Annotated in this window: 17 protein-coding genes and 9 tRNA genes; 2 read left to right on the top strand and 24 right to left on the bottom strand. The window is 47.9% G+C overall.

Going from position 1 to position 19054, the window contains the following annotated elements:
• Nucleotides 1-3: 3 nt before the first annotated feature.
• From ABIA61_RS23250 to ABIA61_RS23275, 6 genes are all read right to left on the bottom strand, one after another.
• Complete coding sequence (locus ABIA61_RS23250) at nt 4-516, bottom strand: adenine phosphoribosyltransferase (RefSeq protein WP_283652975.1); 513 nt, start codon at nt 514-516, stop codon at nt 4-6.
• 69 nt (nt 517-585) lie between these two features.
• Nucleotides 586-2982: a single-stranded-DNA-specific exonuclease RecJ gene (gene recJ / locus ABIA61_RS23255; protein WP_283652976.1), complete on the bottom strand. Its 2397-nt coding sequence runs from the start codon at nt 2980-2982 to the stop codon at nt 586-588.
• 34 nt (nt 2983-3016) lie between these two features.
• Complete coding sequence (locus tag ABIA61_RS23260) at nt 3017-3973, bottom strand: cation diffusion facilitator family transporter (RefSeq protein ID WP_283652977.1); 957 nt, start codon at nt 3971-3973, stop codon at nt 3017-3019.
• A 132-nt stretch (nt 3974-4105) separates the two neighbouring features.
• Nucleotides 4106-5023, bottom strand: coding sequence for a protein translocase subunit SecF (gene secF / locus ABIA61_RS23265; protein ID WP_283652978.1), 918 nt, complete (start codon nt 5021-5023; stop codon nt 4106-4108).
• Entirely contained in the window at nt 5013-6269 is a 1257-nt protein-coding gene (secD, locus tag ABIA61_RS23270; protein ID WP_283652979.1) for a protein translocase subunit SecD, read from the bottom strand. Before secD ends, secF begins: the two co-directional genes overlap by 11 nt.
• A 90-nt stretch (nt 6270-6359) precedes the next feature.
• The gene (locus ABIA61_RS23275) at nt 6360-6617 is read right to left on the bottom strand and encodes a post-transcriptional regulator (RefSeq protein WP_013311570.1); all 258 of its coding nucleotides are present in this window, start codon (nt 6615-6617) and stop codon (nt 6360-6362) included.
• 306 nt (nt 6618-6923) lie between these two features.
• Between ABIA61_RS23275 and spoVB the strand changes: the two genes are divergently transcribed.
• Nucleotides 6924-8498 carry a stage V sporulation protein B gene (gene spoVB / locus ABIA61_RS23280; protein WP_404581322.1) on the top strand — a complete coding sequence of 525 codons (1575 nt, stop codon included), beginning with the start codon at nt 6924-6926 and terminating at the stop codon, nt 8496-8498.
• Nucleotides 8499-8503: 5 nt separating this feature from the next.
• On the opposite strand, the gene ABIA61_RS23285 is transcribed toward spoVB, so the two are convergent.
• A complete protein-coding gene (locus tag ABIA61_RS23285) occupies nt 8504-9283 on the bottom strand; it encodes a YetF domain-containing protein (protein ID WP_283656314.1) in 780 nt (259 codons plus the stop codon).
• 205 nt (nt 9284-9488) lie between these two features.
• Between ABIA61_RS23285 and ABIA61_RS23290 the strand changes: the two genes are divergently transcribed.
• On the top strand, nt 9489-9878 hold the full coding sequence (locus ABIA61_RS23290) for a TIGR04086 family membrane protein (protein WP_283652981.1): 390 nt from the start codon (nt 9489-9491) through the stop codon (nt 9876-9878).
• Nucleotides 9879-9957: 79 nt separating this feature from the next.
• On the opposite strand, the gene yajC is transcribed toward ABIA61_RS23290, so the two are convergent.
• The 17 genes from yajC to ABIA61_RS23375 all read right to left on the bottom strand — a co-directional run bounded on the left by yajC (nt 9958) and on the right by ABIA61_RS23375 (nt 18956).
• On the bottom strand, nt 9958-10293 hold the full coding sequence (gene yajC, locus ABIA61_RS23295) for a preprotein translocase subunit YajC (protein ID WP_137064049.1): 336 nt from the start codon (nt 10291-10293) through the stop codon (nt 9958-9960).
• Nucleotides 10294-10328: 35 nt separating this feature from the next.
• Nucleotides 10329-11468 (bottom strand): tRNA guanosine(34) transglycosylase Tgt, encoded by a 1140-nt coding sequence (gene tgt, locus ABIA61_RS23300; protein WP_014282980.1) that lies wholly within the window; start codon nt 11466-11468, stop codon nt 10329-10331.
• A gap of 20 nt (nt 11469-11488) precedes the next feature.
• A complete protein-coding gene (queA, locus tag ABIA61_RS23305) occupies nt 11489-12517 on the bottom strand; it encodes a tRNA preQ1(34) S-adenosylmethionine ribosyltransferase-isomerase QueA (protein ID WP_283652982.1) in 1029 nt (342 codons plus the stop codon).
• Between the two features lie 7 nt (nt 12518-12524).
• Nucleotides 12525-14618, bottom strand: coding sequence for a SpoIID/LytB domain-containing protein (locus ABIA61_RS23310; protein ID WP_283652983.1), 2094 nt, complete (start codon nt 14616-14618; stop codon nt 12525-12527).
• 278 nt (nt 14619-14896) lie between these two features.
• Nucleotides 14897-15904, bottom strand: a complete 1008-nt coding sequence (gene ruvB, locus ABIA61_RS23315; protein WP_283652984.1) for a Holliday junction branch migration DNA helicase RuvB — start codon at nt 15902-15904, stop codon at nt 14897-14899.
• Between the two features lie 50 nt (nt 15905-15954).
• Complete coding sequence (gene ruvA, locus ABIA61_RS23320) at nt 15955-16569, bottom strand: Holliday junction branch migration protein RuvA (RefSeq protein WP_283652985.1); 615 nt, start codon at nt 16567-16569, stop codon at nt 15955-15957.
• On the bottom strand, nt 16566-17069 hold the full coding sequence (gene ruvC / locus ABIA61_RS23325) for a crossover junction endodeoxyribonuclease RuvC (RefSeq protein WP_014282985.1): 504 nt from the start codon (nt 17067-17069) through the stop codon (nt 16566-16568). The genes ruvA and ruvC overlap by 4 nt, the downstream gene beginning before the upstream one ends.
• A 234-nt stretch (nt 17070-17303) precedes the next feature.
• Complete coding sequence (locus ABIA61_RS23330; protein WP_283652986.1) at nt 17304-18008, bottom strand: BofC C-terminal domain-containing protein; 705 nt, start codon at nt 18006-18008, stop codon at nt 17304-17306.
• 118 nt (nt 18009-18126) lie between these two features.
• Nucleotides 18127-18200: transfer RNA gene (locus tag ABIA61_RS23335), tRNA-Pro, on the bottom strand.
• Nucleotides 18201-18207: 7 nt separating this feature from the next.
• Nucleotides 18208-18287: transfer RNA gene (locus ABIA61_RS23340), tRNA-Leu, on the bottom strand.
• A 13-nt stretch (nt 18288-18300) separates the two neighbouring features.
• Nucleotides 18301-18377, bottom strand: a tRNA-Arg gene (locus ABIA61_RS23345).
• A 5-nt stretch (nt 18378-18382) separates the two neighbouring features.
• Nucleotides 18383-18457, bottom strand: a tRNA-Gly gene (locus ABIA61_RS23350).
• Nucleotides 18458-18492: 35 nt separating this feature from the next.
• Nucleotides 18493-18568: transfer RNA gene (locus ABIA61_RS23355), tRNA-Lys, on the bottom strand.
• 28 nt (nt 18569-18596) lie between these two features.
• Nucleotides 18597-18673, bottom strand: a tRNA-Asp gene (locus ABIA61_RS23360).
• Nucleotides 18674-18698: 25 nt separating this feature from the next.
• Nucleotides 18699-18772: transfer RNA gene (locus ABIA61_RS23365), tRNA-Met, on the bottom strand.
• Nucleotides 18773-18802: 30 nt separating this feature from the next.
• Nucleotides 18803-18878, bottom strand: a tRNA-Val gene (locus tag ABIA61_RS23370).
• A 6-nt stretch (nt 18879-18884) separates the two neighbouring features.
• A tRNA-Glu gene (locus tag ABIA61_RS23375) sits at nt 18885-18956 on the bottom strand.
• Nucleotides 18957-19054 lie beyond the last annotated feature (98 nt).

Here is a 19054-nt window from a genome sequence, read left to right on the forward strand (position 1 = left end):
CGCTTAGTACGTAATCAGCGTAAATACATCTACGTCAGGCAATTTCGCCCGTCCATTCAGATCAGACAGCTCTATAAGAAAAGCAGTCCCTACCACATTTCCACCAAGCTGACGTACCAAATTCACTGATGTAGCGATGGTTCCGCCTGTAGCAAGCAGATCATCCGCAATCAAAACATTTTGTCCCGGCTCAATTGCATCCTTATGCATAGCCAGCATGTCCTTGCCGTATTCCAAGCCGTATGCTTCCTCGATAGTATCACCAGGCAGCTTGCCACTTTTACGGATGGGAATAAAACCAACACCAAGCGCATAAGCCAGAGGCGCACCTACAACGAATCCACGTGCTTCAGGACCTGCAATCAGATCAATTTTCAAATCCGATACCAGTTCCTTCATATCATTGATTGCCTTGCGGTACAGTTCTCCATTTTTCATCAGGGTCGTAATATCCTTAAAACTAATCCCTGGTTGTGGAAAATCGGGAATCACCCGAATATATTCTTTGTAGTCCAACTTAGTTCCTCCTACTGTAAACTTCTAATTAGTATGTCCATCCTACATCATTGACTTTGAGGGTACGCCTCAAGACGCGCCCTTCATAAGCGACATAATCCAGCTTGTCATCTGGGTTGTATCCGCATCCAGCAAATAACGCTCCATTTCAGCCATATCATGCAATTCCTGATAACGTGGAGAAGCCGTTAAATCTCGCTTGGGTGGATTGGAAACAAAACAGAATCGCCCTTTTGTACGCGTTATAAACTCAAGCTCCTCGAAAATGTCCAGCACTTTTGATAGCATTCGTACTGAACAGGAGCATTGGCGGCTAAGGGCAGGCAGCATTGCTTTTTCGTCCACAGGCTGCGTCCCTACTCGGGAAAGCACAACGTAAATACGCTTGAACAGCTCTCTGTCCGGGCTGACGAGCCGACCGCCTCGTTCACTGACCGAATGAAGAAGAAACACATTCTCCACATCTTCAAACGTAGACCACAATGCCTGCAACTGCTCTGGCGTATCCGGTGGCTCCAACACGAACAGTGACTTTACAGAGTGCTGCGTATCCCTTCGATCATCACCGGGAGTAACGCCGCCCTCCTTATCATATACCCATATGGATTCGGCGTTCACTGGACGAGACGGACGAAGCCTGGACGATGGATGCATCACAACAGCAACGTCATTTTTTCGTTCTTCTATACGAGGATGAAAAATCTTAAGCCCCCGCTCCAGCTCAGCAAAAGGGTCCGATACTCCCCGATAATCAAAAATTTGCGGAGCCTGTACACGGATATCCTGCATCATCAGCTGGAGGGAGCGTTTGCCGTTCCACTCGTTAATAGAAAGCTCGCCCATCAGATCAAGCTCGGTTTGCTGCTGCAAAAAATCAGCCAGATCACCACGCCGGAAGGCAATCGCATCCAGCGATAATCCGTTCTGCTCCAGCAACAGCTTTACATGATTTTTCTCACGCCCCATTTTACGGGCCTCACGCAATTGAAGACCCTGTAACACGAAACGTGGAGAAGGGTTCCCCATACCAAAGGGCTGGAGTAACTCCAGTTCTTCAACCACCTGTAAAGATACCTCGTCCAGACGACAGACCATATCTGCCTCGGCTACAGGAACGAGATTGTCTGGCGTCAAAATGGAAGCGGCATAGCGATTTAACCGTTCCTCAAATAATGCCAGATTGTCGCGAGACAGCGTCATACCCGCAGCCGAAGGATGACCGCCAAAGTGCTCCATCAGGTCATGACTGTCTGTCAGAGCACTATAAATATCCAGGGCCGGAATAGAACGGGCAGACCCTTTGCACATTCCTGTCTCTGCATCTATGCCCAGAATAATGGTTGGACGATAATAGCGATCCAGCAACTTGGATGCCACAATCCCCACGACACCCACGTTCCAGCCTTCACCAGCCAATACGATGACAGACGGCAGCGTGCCTCCATTCAGCTTGGCTGCCAGCTGCTGCTCGGCTTGCTCCACAATACGTTCAACTACTTGCTGACGCTCCCGATTGAGCAGATCCAGCGCATGCGCGAGCTGATCAGCTTCTTCCTCCTGCTCTGTCGTCAAAAGGGAGACCGCCCGTCCTGCATGATCCAGACGTCCGCTGGCATTAATCCGGGGAGCCAAGGCAAATGCAATGTTGACAGAGGTCACTGTAGACATATCCACACCCGCTACACCAAGCAACGCCCGAATACCCGGAAACGCAGAGCTTCTCATAGACTGAATCCCTCTGCGTACCATCGTCCGGTTCTCACCATGTAACGGCATCAGATCAGCTACCGTACCGATAGCAGCAATTTCAAACCATTCCTCGGGTACTTCACCCAGCAGCGCCTGCGCCAGCTTTAGAGCGACACCTACACCAGCAAGACCCTTGAATGGATAGGGACAGCCAGGTAGCTTAGGATTGATCAGAGCATACGCTTCAGGAAGCACAGCAGGAGGCTCGTGATGGTCTGTAACAATAACATCTATACCCAAGGTTGCCGCATAAGCGATTTGCTCTACTGCACTAATTCCCGTATCCACTGTAATGACGAGCGTAACCCCCTGCTGGTTAGCCCAATCAAGGGCATGATTGTGCAGTCCATATCCCTCATTGGAGCGGTGCGGAATATAAATATCATACGAAGCTTTCAGGAAGCGCATAAGCTGAATCATCAATGACGTACTGGATACCCCGTCCGCATCATAATCACCATAAATTAATATGTGTTCGCCACGTTCTAGCGCCTGACGGATCCTCGGCACTGCCTCTTTCATGCCCAGGAGCAGAAAAGGGTCGTGTATGTCGTCTGCACTCCCGTACAAAAAACGGTTTGCTTCCCCGGCCGTAGTGACACCCCGATTCACTAAAAGCCGGGACAACAATGGTGAAATCCCCAGCTCTTCCGTCAACGGCTGAGCCGCTTCCAGGCTAACCTCCGGGGTCTTCCATCGGTACTGCGAATGAAGCAATCCTATTCACCTTTCTTTCATAGTCGCCCTGTTATTATTGCAGCAAGGACGACACATCATTATCCGGTAGTTCATGATTAGACTTGTAAGGATACCCGGCTTGATAAGAAACGAACTGCATCTGTACATGGGTCACCTGCGGAAAACGCGCCAGTAGCAGATTTTTTGCCCGATCAGCAATTTCCTGCGCTTCTTGCACGGTAATCCGGGGATTCACGCTAATGATTACATCCACAGTTATAAAATGACCTGCTTCCTGTGCATGCAGATGCTCAACTGTTACGATACCATGCACCCGCTGTATCGTCTCCATAAAGCGTTGTGAGTCTTCCTCACGCAGAGGTTGTGCAGGAGCCGAATAGGCGGTATTCAGTACCATCAGATATCCTTTACGCAACACCAGACAGGCTACCAGCAACGCAGCGGTCGGGTCAAGATATAATAATGCAGGCCACTCCATCGCTTCGCCTGTCATTGCCCCAATCATGCCGATCAAAGCAATCAGCGACGCATAAAGCGAATACCGTTCATGATTAGCGTACAAATCTGCTTCAGCCTTATGACCATGTTTAATGGAGTAGCGGTATTGAAACTGAAACAGCGACTCTCTCAGTACCAAAGCAGTGAAAGCGGTAATTAGTGCATACAGACCTGGAGCCTGCGGATCTGGACTGCTTAAAGAACGAACAGCCGATATGCCCAACTGAAGACCACTCATTAGAACCAATATAGCCAGTACTACCGATATGACAGTCCGGACTTTTTCACCGTTTCGCAACCGTGCCAGTATACCATGCTCTGCTGCACCTTTGGAAAACAAAAGCTCCTGCAAACGGGAAGCACTATCCGCAGCCGTGTGCAGCGCATCACCCATCAGCGCCTTGCTGTTTGCCGCATAACCGACGGTTCCCTTTAGAACAGCCAGTGCAAGATTACCCACAATCCCGCTCCACGCCGCAGTTTCCAATGATCGGCTGCGTTCGCTATTCACAACGTCTCCCCCTCAATCCTGAACTGACAATTTCCCGGTAATGCTCCATTTCAAATTCTCCAAACCTTAGAAAACCGCGCCCATGCAGACGCGGCTTTCTCTTTAATTCATACTGCTGATGTTAAGCATAATTTAAGACTTTGCAGTCTTGGCTGCACCACCGCCTGCTGCCGGAGACTTTTGTTTTCCTTTCAAAGCTACCCACAACGGGCTGGCAATGAAGATGGAAGAATAAGCACCGAACAACAAACCAATAACCATCGCAAGCGAGAACATCCGAATCGACTCGCCGCCAAAAACGAACAAGCACAAGGAGGCAATAAACACAGTAAACACCGTTGCAAGTGAACGAGTCATCGTCTGTGCAATACTGTGATCGACCACCTGTTCCAAGTCATCCCTGGACTTCTTCTTCGCAAATCGTAAATTTTCCCGAATACGGTCAAAAATTACGACGGTGTCATTGATGGAGAAGCCGACAATCGTCAGAATTGCCGTAATAAAGGTCAAATCCACCTCAAGTCGGAAGATGGAAAAAATACTGATAACGAGAAATGCATCATGCAACAGCGAAACAATTGCTGCAATGGCAAACCGCCATTCAAACCGGATCGAGATATAGGCAGCGATGGCTACACAGGCCAGCAAAATTGCCCATATTGCATTTCGCTCCAGCTCTTGCGCCATTTCCGTATCCACCGTATTAACCTCAAAGGATGCCTTTGGATCAAGCTCTTTATTGAAAGATGTTTTAAAATCATTCACTTGCTGATCCGTCAATACCTGCGAAAAGCGAATACCAAAACGTTCTTTGCCCGGCGTATAATCCACCTCTTTGCCGATACCCTTCTTGTCCAGCAAAGTTTGAATCTGTTCCTGTGTAACTGCTTTGGTCAAATTGACATCCACATTGGAACCGGAACGGAAATCAACACCGTAATTCAAACCGAAAATCGACAAGCTCAAAATACCAAGCAGCGTGATAATAATCGAAAACGTGTAAAACCACTTGCTCATCTTGATATATTTAAAGTCCCAATTAAAGCGCACTGATATCACTCTCCTTCACACCAAAATACTTGGGCTTCTTCACAGCATCCGCTTTAACCAGCAGATTGAGCAAGAAACGAGAGAAGAAGATATTTGTCAAAATACTGGTGACAATATCAACGATGAGCACCAGAGCGAAACCTCTAACCGAGCCTGTTCCCAGACCAAACATAACAGCAGCCGCTATAATGGTTGTAATATTGGCATCCATAACGGTACGGAACGAGGCTTTACTACCTGCGATGACAGAAGAACGAATCGTTTTACCTGTCTTGATTTCTTCTTTAATCCGCTCATACGTAATGATATTGGCATCGACCGCCATCCCGATCCCCAGCACGAACGCTGCGATACCCGGAAGCGTGAGTACAAACCCGCCTAAGTAGAAGATGGCAAGCACCAGCCAGGTATGAACGATGAGACAGAAGCTGGCAACCAGTCCCGGTACACGGAACATCAAAATCATGAATACCAAAATAATGATCGAACCAATCAAACCGGCACGGATCGTCTGATCCAGTGACAATTGGCCCAGTGTAGCGCCTACACTCTGAGAATATTTTTCCGTCAGTTTGAGCGGAAGCGCACCCAGGTTAATCGTATCGGCCAGCTTGTTCGCTTCATCACGAGTATAGTTACCTGTGATCGATGCGCTGCCATCCGTCAGTTCTCCACGTACCGTAGGGGCGGAGAGTAATTCCTGATCCAGGAAAATAGCCAACTCTTTGTTCAGAAGTCGCTTTGTAATTTCAGCAAACTTGGCTTTGTCTTTCACTTTGATACTAATTTCAGGTTGGTTCAGCTGGTCAAAGCCGACAACAGCGCCGTTCTCCACAAAATCATTACCGCGAAGCTCAACTTTGCTGAATTGGCCCGGCTTTTTAGCATCCGCTGCCGTTGCACTGCGGAACGTCAGCTCGGCAGGCTTTTTCAGCATGGAGCGGACTTCTGCCTCATTGGAGACACCAGCAAGCCGCACACGAATACGGTTGGTGCCCTCCGTTGTTACTTCCGGCTCAGTCGTACCGAGCGCATTAATCCGTCTCTCCAGACTTTGAGCTGTTTGTATGAGAGACTGTCTGGTTACACTCTGCCCGGCTTCCAAAGGCTGGGCTTCATATAAAATTTCAAAGCCTCCCTTTAAATCGAGGCCTAGTTTTAAACTGTTCAGCAGGCCCGGGCTTGTCCCGACCATAACACCAGTGGTTATGAGCACGACCACGATGAAACTTAGAATTCTCTTCATTCCGTCCCATGTTCCCCTTTCATTCTCAATATTCCTATTATAGCTACCCCTCAAAAAGCAGTCAATTTGAACGCAAAAAAAGACCCCCTTCTATTCGAAAGTGGAGCCCCGTAATGCGGACATTGTCAAATAGTTCATAAAGCTCGTCGCTTTAAGGGAAAGTATATCGTTAACGAGCTTGTGCAGCGGAGGAATACCCTCCTTTTCATATTTATGGCTGACACAATTCCAGACGTCCTTGCTTGTGACATGCTCATAGCCTACGAGAATCAACTCGTCCGCCTTGCTTTGACACAGCATCTCAATTGCGTCATCCCAATCCTGCTCATCCAGCTCTTCCATACCCACGATGGCCGTTCCTCCTCCCAGCGACTCCGGTTCCGCAGATCAGAAATTAGCGGGTTATTGACTGCTTTATAGAACATTTCTGCCCTGATCCTGGAAAACCCTTCTTTTTCGTCGAAAATAGCCGTAAATCAACAATATATGCATTCATTTCGATCGTCAATAGCAGAATTCACCACTCCCCCTCTGGTTGTTCTGATCCCTCTGCTTTCATTCGGAAAAGCTTGTCATGAACATGGACAGGTCTGGCATATCTTTTAAAGTAACACATAGACGCGGAATTCATTTTTGGGGAAGAGGGAGTTGCGATTGAAAAAGCAGACATTCATCCATGGAGCAATTATTTTATTAGCGGCTGGAATTATCAATCGGCTGCTGGGTTTTATTCCGCGAATCGCGCTCCCGCGTATTATCGGTCCCGAAGGAGTCGGCTTGTACCAACAGGGGTATCCCTTTTTTATCGTGCTGGTAACCCTTATTACCGGGGGGATACCGCTTGCCGTAGCCAAGCTTGTAGCCGAATCTGAAACGGCAGGTCAGCCCGAAATGTCACGGCGTATTTTGCACACAAGCCTGCGTTTCACCGTTACACTCAGCCTGCTTGCCATGGTGCTCTGTCTTCTCTTTGCCCCCTGGATTACAAGCCACCTGCTGACAGACAGCCGTGTTTATTATACATTTGTCAGCATGAGTCCGATGATTGTTATTGTTGCTGTTTCCTCTGCCTACAGAGGCTATTTTCAGGGAAAACAAAATATGATTCCGTCCGCAAGCTCCTCCATTGCCGAGACTGTCATGCGCATTTTTTGCGTCATCTGGTTTGCTTATCTGCTCCTTCCGCATGGCGTAGCCTATGCTGCTGCGGGGGCGATGCTCGGTGCGCTGGCGGGTGAACTCATTGGCATGATTGTTCTTCTATGGCAATACAAGTGGAACCAGCAAAAAGGTCATATCCCCCTACAACCGGAAGTTTCTCCATCTTCAGGTGCTCATTCCGAACAACCGTCTGTGTTGTCACGACTTCTGTCTATATCGGTTCCCGTAACAGCCGGAAGACTTGTGGGATCGTTGTCCTATTTGCTCGAATCTATTCTATGTATGCGCAGCCTGGCCGTAGCAGGTATTGCCACCGGAGTGGCAACCGCCCAATACGGGGCCATGCAGGGTATGGTCATTCCTGTGTTATTACTACCCGGTGTCCTCACCAGTTCACTGGCTGTTTCCCTTGTACCTTCTTTATCCGAAGCTGCTGCCAAGGGACAAATGACAGCCATTCATAAGCGATTGCATCAATCCCTTCGGCTTGCTTTAGTTGCAGGAGCCCCATTTGCTGTCATTATGTACGTATTGGCTGAGCCTCTGTGCCTGCTCCTCTACAACAATGGCGACATTGCGGGCATGCTTAAGCTCATGGCTCCTTTTGCTCTTTTCATGTACATTCAGGCCCCGCTTCAGGCAACACTTCAGGCTCTGGATCGTCCCGGAAGCGCCTTATTCAATACCTTTGTCGGAGCCGTTATCAAAATCGTGCTTATCGTCTGGCTTGCTTCCCAGCCTCAATACGGTATTTATGGAGCTGTTATTGCCATTTGTATCAACAGTTCCATAGTCACTCTTTTGCATGGCTTCAGTGTAAGCAGACTACTTCGGTTTAGAGTGCGGCTGCTTGATTTCTGGAAAACCGGAGTCGGCATGATTATCATGGCGGCTGCCGTCTTATATGCTTACAGACATCTAACGGTTTTCAGTCAAATGTGGCTGCAATTTCTTTTCGCCGCAGGCTTAGGCATTATTCTGTACCTTTTTCTAATGACTCTGATCAAAATGATTGACTGGGACAATCTCAATCGTATCCCCATCCTGAGAAGATGGTTTAAGGCATAGCAGGCTTAATCCGAGGATTCCCCAAAGGCAGGCGGCGTAATATATACATCGCCTTTATGGTTAACCGAGCACAAGAAAACATCCTTAAAATCTTTATGTCCTTGAGCTTGAATCTGATTTTTAAGCCAAAAACGGTTCATATCCATACGCTCCAAATTTCGATCCAGCACTTTGCCATCCATAATCAACGGAATGGGAAGGCCTTCATATCTAAACTTCCCGCCGATTTGAGGCGAAGGATGGACTTTATTCTCTTGTTGATCGTTGTTTATCAAATTCGTTTGTTCTAAATTTGGTTTCTGCTTTTCAGATTCACTATCTCCAACGTCATCATCTTTACTTATGACCGTGAGCTTGCCTGTCGTTTCCAAAATAACGTATTCTACATCGTCCAAGCCTTCGATATTTTGTTCCCGAAGTTGTAACAGCAGATCATCTAAATTGTAGCGTTGCTTCAGCATTTCTTCCCTGTTTATTTGTCCATTGGAGAACAATACACTGGGCTTACCATCGAACAGCAGCCGCAGACGCCGACTTTTAAGACTGAAATACGAAATGCCGATCTGCAAAATCAGAAGCACGCCCAAAGGAATCAATCCTTCATACAACGGACGTTTTATATCTTCCAAACTGAATACAGCGATTTCCGCAATCATAATGGATATCACGAGGTCAAAAACAGATAATTTTCCGATCTCCCGTTTACCCATTAAGCGCATAACCAGAAATACAATAAAATACATGAGCAACGTTCGAAATATATGTGCAAAAATATCGTGACCCAACATGTCGCCTCCTCTCCTGTACTTGCGACAAGACATTCGCCGTTCATTGTACACGTATTCTGACCGTTTCTCATATCAACCATACAAAAAACAAAAGGTTAAATTATTCAAATAAAGACAAAGACTGCTTACGACTTGGTACTAAGCCGGGAGGCTTGGCCATAGAATTATAATAGTTCAAACCTTGGTACAGGAGGAATTATCAATGGAGCTCATTCGCCGCTGGTGTTCGTTTCGTCTGGCCCATCCCATTTTATCCGGCTTGTTTTATGCTTTTGCATGGATGCTGCTGGGCGCATTTATCCTTTCGCTACTCTTGTGGCTGACACAGATGCAGGAACAGGATTTATCGTTGTATACGTACATCGTTCATGCATTCGCCATGGTATCCGGCGGCTTCGTCGCCGGTAAAAGATCTACGAACAAAGGCTGGTATCAAGGCGGTATTACAAGCATCCTGTATGGGCTAATCGTGCTGCTGGTCGGTTTTCTGGCACTGGATGCAGGCATGAACGCCAAGGATCTTTTGCATCTGGGAATTGCCTTTATCATTGGAGCCGGGGGCGGGATGTTTGGGATTAACCTGAGCAGATAATCAAAATGTATGTGGCGAAACAACACAAAAAACCGAGCCCTTCTCAAAGGCTCGGTTTTTGCATGGTTATGCTAATATTCTATGATTTGGAAACAACTTCCTCGGAAGCAGCATCTTTTGCAATCGCATTGCTGATCGCGCTGCGATCAAAGGTTAGCTTCGTAACATCATTCACACGCAAAACGACCACATCATCCGTAATCTCCATAATTGTACCGTGAAGACCTCCGATTGTAATCACTTTATCACCCTTTTTCAAGGCTTGAAGCATCGTTTGACGCTGCTTCTGTTTTTTCTGATTCGGACGAATCAGCAAGAAATAGAAGATTACAAACATCAGAGCCAGTGGCCAAATCATTTGAAAAAGCCCCCCAGCTCCACCGGGTGCAGCTGCAGCTGTAGCAAATTGAAACATATTAAATCCCCCTTTCGTATACTCTCCCCTAAAACTTAAAAACCTTTATCATTATCATGAAGACCGTACTGCTCAAAAAATTCATCGCGGAAATCAAGCAGTCTGTCATCCATAATCGCTTGTCTGACATTGCGCATCAATTGAATTAAGAAATGCAAATTATGATACGTTGTCAGTCGGAGCCCGAAGGTTTCATCCGCTTTAATCAAGTGTCGTAAGTAAGCACGTGAATAATTACGACAGGTATAGCAATCACAAGCCGGATCAAGCGGGCCGAAATCTCTTGCATATTGGGCATTGCGAACGACAAGACGGCCTTGGCTGGTCATCGTTGTCCCGTTGCGAGCAATTCGTGTTGGAAGTACGCAATCAAACATATCCACACCACGGATAGCGCCTTCAATTAAGGCATCCGGAGAACCTACGCCCATCAAATAGCGTGGCTTGTTAGTGGGAAGCAGAGGAAGCGTATAATCCAGCACTTCATACATCAAATGCTTCGGTTCACCTACGCTCAGTCCACCAATAGCATACCCCGGGAAATCCATGGAAGTCAAATCCGCCGCGCTCTGCTTGCGCAGATCTTCATGCATCCCTCCCTGAACAATAGCAAACAACCCTTGATCATGAGGACGCGCATGCGCCTCCAGACAGCGCTCAGCCCAACGGCTGGTGCGTTCCAACGACTTTTTCACATACTCATATTCAGCCGGAAAAGGAGGACATTCATCAAAGGCCATCATAATATCCGAGCCGAGCGAGTTTTGAATTTCCATTGCCACTTCTGGCGAAAGAAACTTCTTATCTCCATTCAAATGAGAGCGAAAATGAACGCCCTCCTCCGTAATTTTACGCATTTCACTCAATGAAAACACTTGAAACCCGCCGCTGTCCGTTAAAATAGGACGATCCCAGTTCATAAACTTGTGCAGCCCACCCGCTTCACGAATAATATCGTGACCAGGACGAAGAAACAGATGGTACGTATTACTCAAAATAATTTGAGCATCCATCTCTTTCAGTTCCTCAGGACTCATCGTTTTAACTGTAGCTTGTGTCCCTACAGGCATAAAGGTTGGTGTCTCAATAACCCCGTGAGGTGTATGCACACGCCCGAGACGGGCTCCCGATTGCTTGCAGGTTTTAATATGTTCGTATCTTATTGCTGGTGCCATATTTTCTCTACCATCCTTAATTAATAAATGAACATTGCGTCCCCAAAGCTGAAAAACCGATATTCCTGGTCAATCGCCTCCTGGTAAGCATGCATAATATTCTCCCTGCCCGCCAGTGCGCTGACCAGCATAACCAATGTGGATTTAGGCAAATGAAAATTCGTAATCATCGCATCTACCACACGGAATTCATAACCTGGATAAATGAAAATCTGCGTCCAGCCGCTGCTGGCCTGTAATAGTCCGTCACCGAATGTATTGCCCACCGTCTCCAGCGTCCGACAACTGGTTGTCCCCACCGCCACGACTCTTCCGCCACGCGCTTTGGTTTCATTCAGCACATCTGCCGTTTCCTGTGACAATGAGTAATATTCTTCATGCATCACATGCTCCTCAATCGTATCCACAGACATGGGTCTGAACGTTCCTAAACCGACGTGAAGGGTGACAAAAGCAATGGAAACACCCTTTTCTCTAATTCGGTCCAGCAATTCCTCTGTAAAATGCAATCCTGCGGTTGGAGCCGCAGCTGAGCCTTCATGCCGGGCATAAACCGTCTGATAACGCTCACGGTCATCCAGTTGCTCCTTGATATACGGTGGAAGCGGCATTTGCCCAAGACGATCCAATATCTCCTGAAAAATACCTTCATATGAGAATGAAAGCACTCTTCCGCCCATATCGCCTTCTTCCTCAATGACCGCCTTCAGCTCATCACCGAAAACGATGACCGCGCCCTTTTTAAGCTTCTTGCCGGGTTTTACCAATGCTTCCCATCGGTCACCCTCCAGTTGCTTGAGCAGTAACACCTCGGCCTTAGCTCCCGTGTCTTCCTTGATACCAAACAAGCGTGCAGGAATCACTCGCGTATCATTTAGCACCAGCGTATCGCCCGGTTGAAGATACTGCACAATATCTGAAAATGTATGATGATCCACTTCACCGCTACCCTTGTTCAACGTCAGCAGTCTGGAAGCACTTCGATCAAGCAAAGGCGTCTGTGCAATTAATGTTTCAGGTAATTCAAAATCGTAATCGTTTACGTTCATATATTGGTCAGTCCTTAACTATATCCACATTTTTGTAATAGTGTTGCAAAATTTTCTTGTAATCATACCCCTGATCAGCCAAACCGTTGGCTCCCCATTGTGACAAGCCCAAACCGTGACCATTCCCTTTGCCTGTAAAAATAAAGCTCTGCGTTTTGTCGATGACTCGCGCATGACGATCTTCATTCATGACGATCACCCCGTTACCACCGGAAGTGCTGCTCCCTGATGCCGACAGGATTGTAGTTCCCTGTGCACCATTTACATGAGTAGTAGCCCCATCAGCGCCTAATACAGTATAACTGCCGGTACTCGCAATATCAAACAGCGTGCTCGGCAATCCGCCCATCGCTGAACGATACATATCAGGATACTTCACCTTTAAAGGCGATCCGTTCGCTTCAACCTCCAGCACTCGTCCAGACGGACCGCGTTTGGTGACATCGAGATGGTCAATAGAGGACGGTACTGTGCCCGTTACTTTCCCTTGCAAGGATTTTACAAGCTGAGCAGCCGTAAAGGGTCCCCGCACCCATGCGTAGTCTCCAGATTGAGGTACCTTTTCCAATACAATCATTTCTTCACCCGGTTGTACCTTGGCTACTGCTGTCACGTTTGATTGAATTTGAGGAATGGGACGCACATTGGTATTTTCAGCAGTCACGGTGACCTTGTCTAGCCCCGCCTCTGTGACTCCCTCCAGCTCCTTAACGTTATCTTCTCGGATATAGCCTGTCTTTCCGCTCGAGAGAAGCACGTGATACCACTCCTGTGCTCCTTTTTGCGCCGAAGTATCTCCAGAGCTATCTACGCTGGCAAACGCTTCGCCGCCACTGTTCCACACCTCGGAAGCATCCGCTGTAACGCCGCCCGCATTGGACGAAAATACAGCTTCAACCACCTTGCCACCACTTTTAATCACTTCACCAGCGGTTGCATCTACAGCCTCGCTAACATTTGCATGCTCCGAGCCTTTGCCGTTATAAGCCTGGCTTAACGTTCCATCCACCACGTTCCCGATCTGAAAACGATTGCCTTGGGCAAGCGCATAGCTGCGAGCCGCTACCGCTTGTGCCTTGAGCGCTTCACCCGGCCATGAGGAATAGACTTCAGCTCCTACCACGGAATACAAATACTGCTCCAACGGCACTTCGTTTACTAGCGCTAGCTGTCCTGACGTCATGCCAATCTCCATGTCTCCACGATATGTACGCTGTGATCTCTCAACCACTTGAATTCCATCGTTGCCTCCGTTGACAATAACCTTGCTATTATCAGAACCACTCAGCACGTAATGAGTCATCACCTGAGAGCCTGTCGTTACTCCTGCTTCCTGTCTCACAATCAGTCCAGTTTGAGTAGCGTTGACTTTAGAGAGGGTGAGTCGCGGTTGCTTGCTTTCCAGTTCTGTTTTCAAAGCGGACAACTTGCTGTCATTACTCTCTTCACCGATCCATACAGCATATTGACCTCTCGATTGAACTACGGTAAAAGCATCAAAACCTGCGGCAGCAATCGTCGTTCGGACGAGATTGGCCTCTTGCTCACTGCCATAGTTCCCTGTAGACCAATGCTTGTTCCCCGTAACTTCGGCCTGTGCTCCAGCTGCAGTAGAAATGCGCTGTACAGCGGCCTGCGCCGCCTGCTCACTCGCATATATTCCCGCATACACCTGATAGACGGAGCTACCGTTTTTCGAGCCAATAAAAACCGTCGGTTTATCATTGGTCTTCTGCAACACTTGAGCCGCTTTTATCGCAGCCGCTTCATTACCTTCAAGTACCTTCACCCGATAGCTGTCTACACTAAAGCGTGCTGTGCTGTCCGGAAGTCTCGTCCAGGCCTGAAAGCTGCCCCCACTGTTTTGTCCGACACTCAAACCCCCTGATGATTTCAAGGTAACAGCGGGTGTAGTCGCTTTATATTTGCTGCCCAGATCCGCAAAGATCACTACACGAATATCCTCTTGGGTGGCAGCGGCGTGAACAGTCGGATACCAAGGCAGGCAAACTACAGCTAATACTATAGCCGCTATTGCCCGTTTGGCCCGACCCGCCCATGTGCCGAAAATTGTGTTTTGATTCAACGCCTTTTCACTCATTTCTGGCTCCCCCATTTCTGGCTGTCATAGCACGCATACTGCATGATTTGGCGGGAACTTGACTCATACCTGTCCCTTTTAATACATCGGCGAAATACGGCTAAACTTGAACCCGCTCAAATCATAATTCACGCACTCTCTTTTTCCATACCATTCGTCTCACAATATCATACGAGTACATAGCCCTGTAATCACGTTAAGAACTAATTTCAGCTACATTTTTCTGTGTATGAGGCGATACTGCCTGTTCTCATGTGATAAAAGTACACACTCCCTGCTCACCGTGAATCCATTGGCATGGGAATTCCGAGGTGAGCATAGGCCGCCGGAGTCACCATCCGTCCCCGCGGCGTTCTTTGCAGAAGGCCGATTTGCAACAAATATGGCTCATACACATCCTCGATCGTCTGACTTTCTTCGCCAATGGTCGCTGCAATTGTATCCAATCCCACAGGTCCGCCACGGAATGAATGAATCATCGCCTTAAGCATTTTATGGTCAATTTCATCCAGTCCGCGCGGATCAATTTGCAATCTCTTCAACGCCTCTGCGGCCAGCTCCGAATGAATAATACCGTCTCCTGCAACTTGGGCAAAATCACGTACCCTTTTTAACAGCCGATTCGCAATCCGTGGTGTCCCCCGTGAACGCAATGCAATTTCCTCGGCCGCATCCCCGACAATCTCAATCTCCATAATATCTGCGTTCCTTGATACGATGTAGGCCAGCTCGTCTGTCGTATAGAACTCCAACCGACTAATGACACCAAATCGGTCACGCAACGGCGCAGAAAGCAGCCCAGCGCGCGTAGTAGCCCCTATAAGCGTAAAGGGCGGCAAATCCAGACGAACCGAACGCGCACTCGGGCCTTTACCAATCATAATGTCCAGAGCAAAATCCTCCATTGCCGGATACATGACTTCTTCCACCGTACGGTGCAGGCGATGTATCTCGTCAATGAACAAAACATCGCCCTCTTGAAGATTAGTCAGCAACGCCGCCAGGTCCCCAGGTCTTTCAATTGCCGGGCCTGAGGTCGTGCGTAAATTAACACCAAGCTCATTGGCGATAATATTGGCGAGCGTCGTTTTGCCCAATCCAGGCGGGCCGTACAGCAGCACATGATCCAGCGCCTCTTTACGCATTTTGGCCGCTTCAATATATATTTTCAAATTTTCTTTTACCTGATTTTGCCCGATATATTCATTCAGATAACGGGGGCGAAGGCTTAGCTCCGCCGTCTGGTCTTCCATCATCAAATTGGCGGAAATAATCCGGTCATCCATATTCCATCGCTCCTCCTTTTCATCAGACTTCTTTAACGGACATCATCGTCCTATCCGGCAAACAACAGTTGCAAAGCCCGTTTCATTAAAATATCGGCAGATTCATCAGGTTTCGCATCTTTCTTCATTTTGCTCCATACCTTATCAAGCTCTGCATCTGTGTAGCCCAACGCCTTGAGCGCTTCTCGTGCCTCGCTCCAATAGGAACCCTCGCCCTCTTCCACGACAGGCTCCGCAAACAATCCCGTAGCAATGCCGATTGAACCGATGCCATCCAGCTTATCCTTCAAATCCAGAATCATGCGCTGTGCTGTCTTTTTACCGATACCAGGCAGTTTGGTGAGAAATGCGATGTTCTCCTGATAGATTGCCGTTACCACATGAGTAGGTGTACCGCCTCCCAAGATGCCTAGCGCCACACGCGGCCCAATGCCGGATACATCAATCAGCTTACGGAACAACTGCTGTTCCTCACGAGTCGCAAACCCGAACAGTAAAGTGGCATCGTCCCTTACATGATGATGAATATAGATGACAATCGGCCCTTCCGTTTTGGCAAAGGCATAAGGATTCGGACAAAATACCCGGTACCCGACACCCTGCACATCCAAAACGACATATTCATTTTCCAAGTGAGCCACAGAACCACGCAAGAAATCTATCATTTTCGCAATACCTCATTTAACTTTGAATTTAGTCCATATGAATGCGCATGACAAATAGCCACTGCCAAAGCATCCGCCACATCATCCGGTTTGGGCACAACTTGAAGCTTCAGAAACATTCTAACCATTTCCTGTACCTGCTTCTTCTCAGCCTTTCCATAACCTACAATAGCCTGTTTCACCTGCATAGGCGTATATTCCCCTATAGGCAGACCACGTTGTTTCGCAGCCAGCACCAGCACACCACGCGCCTGACTCACAGACATTGCGGTTGTTACGTTACGATTAAAAAAAAGCTTCTCCAGCGCTACCGCATCAGGCTTATATTTATCAATCAATTGCAGCATGCCTTCATACACATGAAGCAACCGCTCTTCTTCCGGTGTATGGGCCTCCGTCTGGATGCAGCCATATTGAACAGGAACCACCTTACTGCCAATCTTGTCCACAAATCCAAAGCCCACAATTGCAATACCCGGATCAATTCCTAGAAAACGCAAAAAAATCTCTCCCCTATCGCCAAAATACGGAGTTAACTAGCCATCAACGATCAATATCAAAGCCATAATCATTGCCAAATAGTAAACAAAGCGAACATATGTGTCGTTCATTTCATTATAACAAAACTTTGCATCTAATAGAGTAAAAAGTTTAACTTTAAGTTCAGCACAAAAAAAGAGACGTTGTACGCCTCACCCCCCGGGCAAAGCCACACGCCTCCCACTTGCATGTAATCAATATTGCTGCTTCAATACCCGCTGTGTTCGTTCCACCGCAAAATCACCAAAAGTGGAGATCACGCTGTTGTATTCGTTCATATCCTGCACACGGATTCCCTGCTGGAGCTGCTCATACACTCCCTCGGGCAGAGCCGTTTCCATTGATCCCACATCCAGCTGAAAGAAAGTCCGAATTACTTTTTCTTTTTTAGGCGGTCCTTCAAACAAAGTAAGCTGTCCATCCATACTAATACCCATGTAGGCGTGCTGTTTACATAACTCCGACAAATCCTCCACTTTACGCTCCAGCCACACCTCGCCCCTGGAATTGAACCGTCCCTTCCAATCGGGATGCTGCTTCAGCAAACTCTCTAACTGCTGCGAACTTAACGTTCCCAAGGAAAGTGTCTCTGTGCCACACACATAGGTAGTTAACAAATGAGTCTTTCTGCTGATGCCAGAAGCACGGATACTTTGCAATACCTGCACCTGCGAGGAATGCACTTCAGCCTGACTCGTGTGTGAAGGCTCCTCCGTATCAACGTCCGCCATAACGGTAGTAGCAAGGGACTGTGACAGCATAGTCTGCATATAACGTGAAAACAGGATACCTAAACCTGCCAGCAAACAAGCCGATCCAAAAATAGTACAGGCCCACACCGTTCTTCTCCAGTGCTTCCAGCGTCGTTTAATTTGTTTTTTCCAGCTTAATCGCTTCACAGTAATCCCTTCCGTCCCACTTTTTGTGTTAGTGTGACCTGACGATTACTGATTTATACAAAAAAAGACAAAAAATATAACAAAAAAAGCCGCTTCTTCAAGCGACTTTCCTTTTGAATCGGGATGACACGATTTGAACATGCGACCCCCTGGTCCCAAACCAGGTGCTCTACCAAGCTGAGCTACATCCCGAAATACATGCCGGTGAGAGGACTCGAACCTCCACGGTTTCCCTCACGATTTTGAGTCGCGCGCGTCTGCCAATTCCGCCACACCGGCTTATGAAGTTAAATGGCGCGCCCTGAGAGATTCGAACTCCCGGCCTTTTGATTCGTAGTCAAACGCTCTATCCAGCTGAGCTAAGGGCGCAAATATGGAGCGGACGACGGGAATCGAACCCGCGACCCTCGCCTTGGCAAGGCGATGCTCTACCGCTGAGCCACGTCCGCAATACAATGATATCCATGACATATAAATTCATGAATGGTGAGCCATGAAGGGCTCGAACCTTCGACACCCTGATTAAAAGTCAGGTGCTCTACCAACTGAGCTAATGGCTCCCAACAGGGTAATATAACTTTGTAAAAATGGCGGAACTGACGGGATTCGAACCCGCGATCTCCTGCGTGACAGGCAGGCATGTTAGGCCTCTACACCACAGTTCCAAAAGGATTTCCTTAGGGAAATTAATTGCGGGGACAGGATTTGAACCTGTGACCTTCGGGTTATGAGCCCGACGAGCTACCGAACTGCTCCACCCCGCGATAATATTAGGGAATTCTATATAATGAAAATGGTGGAGGCTGAGGGGCTCGAACCCCCGACCCTCTGCTTGTAAGGCAGATGCTCTCCCAGCTGAGCTAAGCCTCCATATTATGACCCGTAGGGGAATCGAACCCCTGTTACCTCCGTGAAAGGGAGGTGTCTTAACCGCTTGACCAACGGGCCTTAACAATAAATAATATCTGGCGGAGAGAGAGGGATTCGAACCCTCGAGACGCTTTTGGCGCCTACACGATTTCCAATCGTGCTCCTTCGGCCAACTC

The organism is Paenibacillus sp. RC21 (assembly GCF_044907935.1).
GTDB classification, from domain to species: domain Bacteria; phylum Bacillota; class Bacilli; order Paenibacillales; family Paenibacillaceae; genus Paenibacillus; species Paenibacillus terrae_A.

What these genes read in the sequence shown, in the direction of transcription:
- secD (WP_283652979.1), bottom strand. Translation starts at nt 6,269, where the DNA reads ATGAAGAGAATTCTAAGTTTCATCGTGGTCGTGCTCATAACCACTGGT.
- ABIA61_RS23290 (WP_283652981.1), top strand. Translation starts at nt 9,489, where the DNA reads ATGGAGCTCATTCGCCGCTGGTGTTCGTTTCGTCTGGCCCATCCCATT.
- yajC (WP_137064049.1), bottom strand. Translation starts at nt 10,293, where the DNA reads ATGTTTCAATTTGCTACAGCTGCAGCTGCACCCGGTGGAGCTGGGGGG.
- tgt (WP_014282980.1), bottom strand. Translation starts at nt 11,468, where the DNA reads ATGGCACCAGCAATAAGATACGAACATATTAAAACCTGCAAGCAATCG.
- queA (WP_283652982.1), bottom strand. Translation starts at nt 12,517, where the DNA reads ATGAACGTAAACGATTACGATTTTGAATTACCTGAAACATTAATTGCA.
- ABIA61_RS23310 (WP_283652983.1), bottom strand. Translation starts at nt 14,618, where the DNA reads ATGAGTGAAAAGGCGTTGAATCAAAACACAATTTTCGGCACATGGGCG.
- ruvB (WP_283652984.1), bottom strand. Translation starts at nt 15,904, where the DNA reads ATGGATGACCGGATTATTTCCGCCAATTTGATGATGGAAGACCAGACG.
- ruvA (WP_283652985.1), bottom strand. Translation starts at nt 16,569, where the DNA reads ATGATAGATTTCTTGCGTGGTTCTGTGGCTCACTTGGAAAATGAATAT.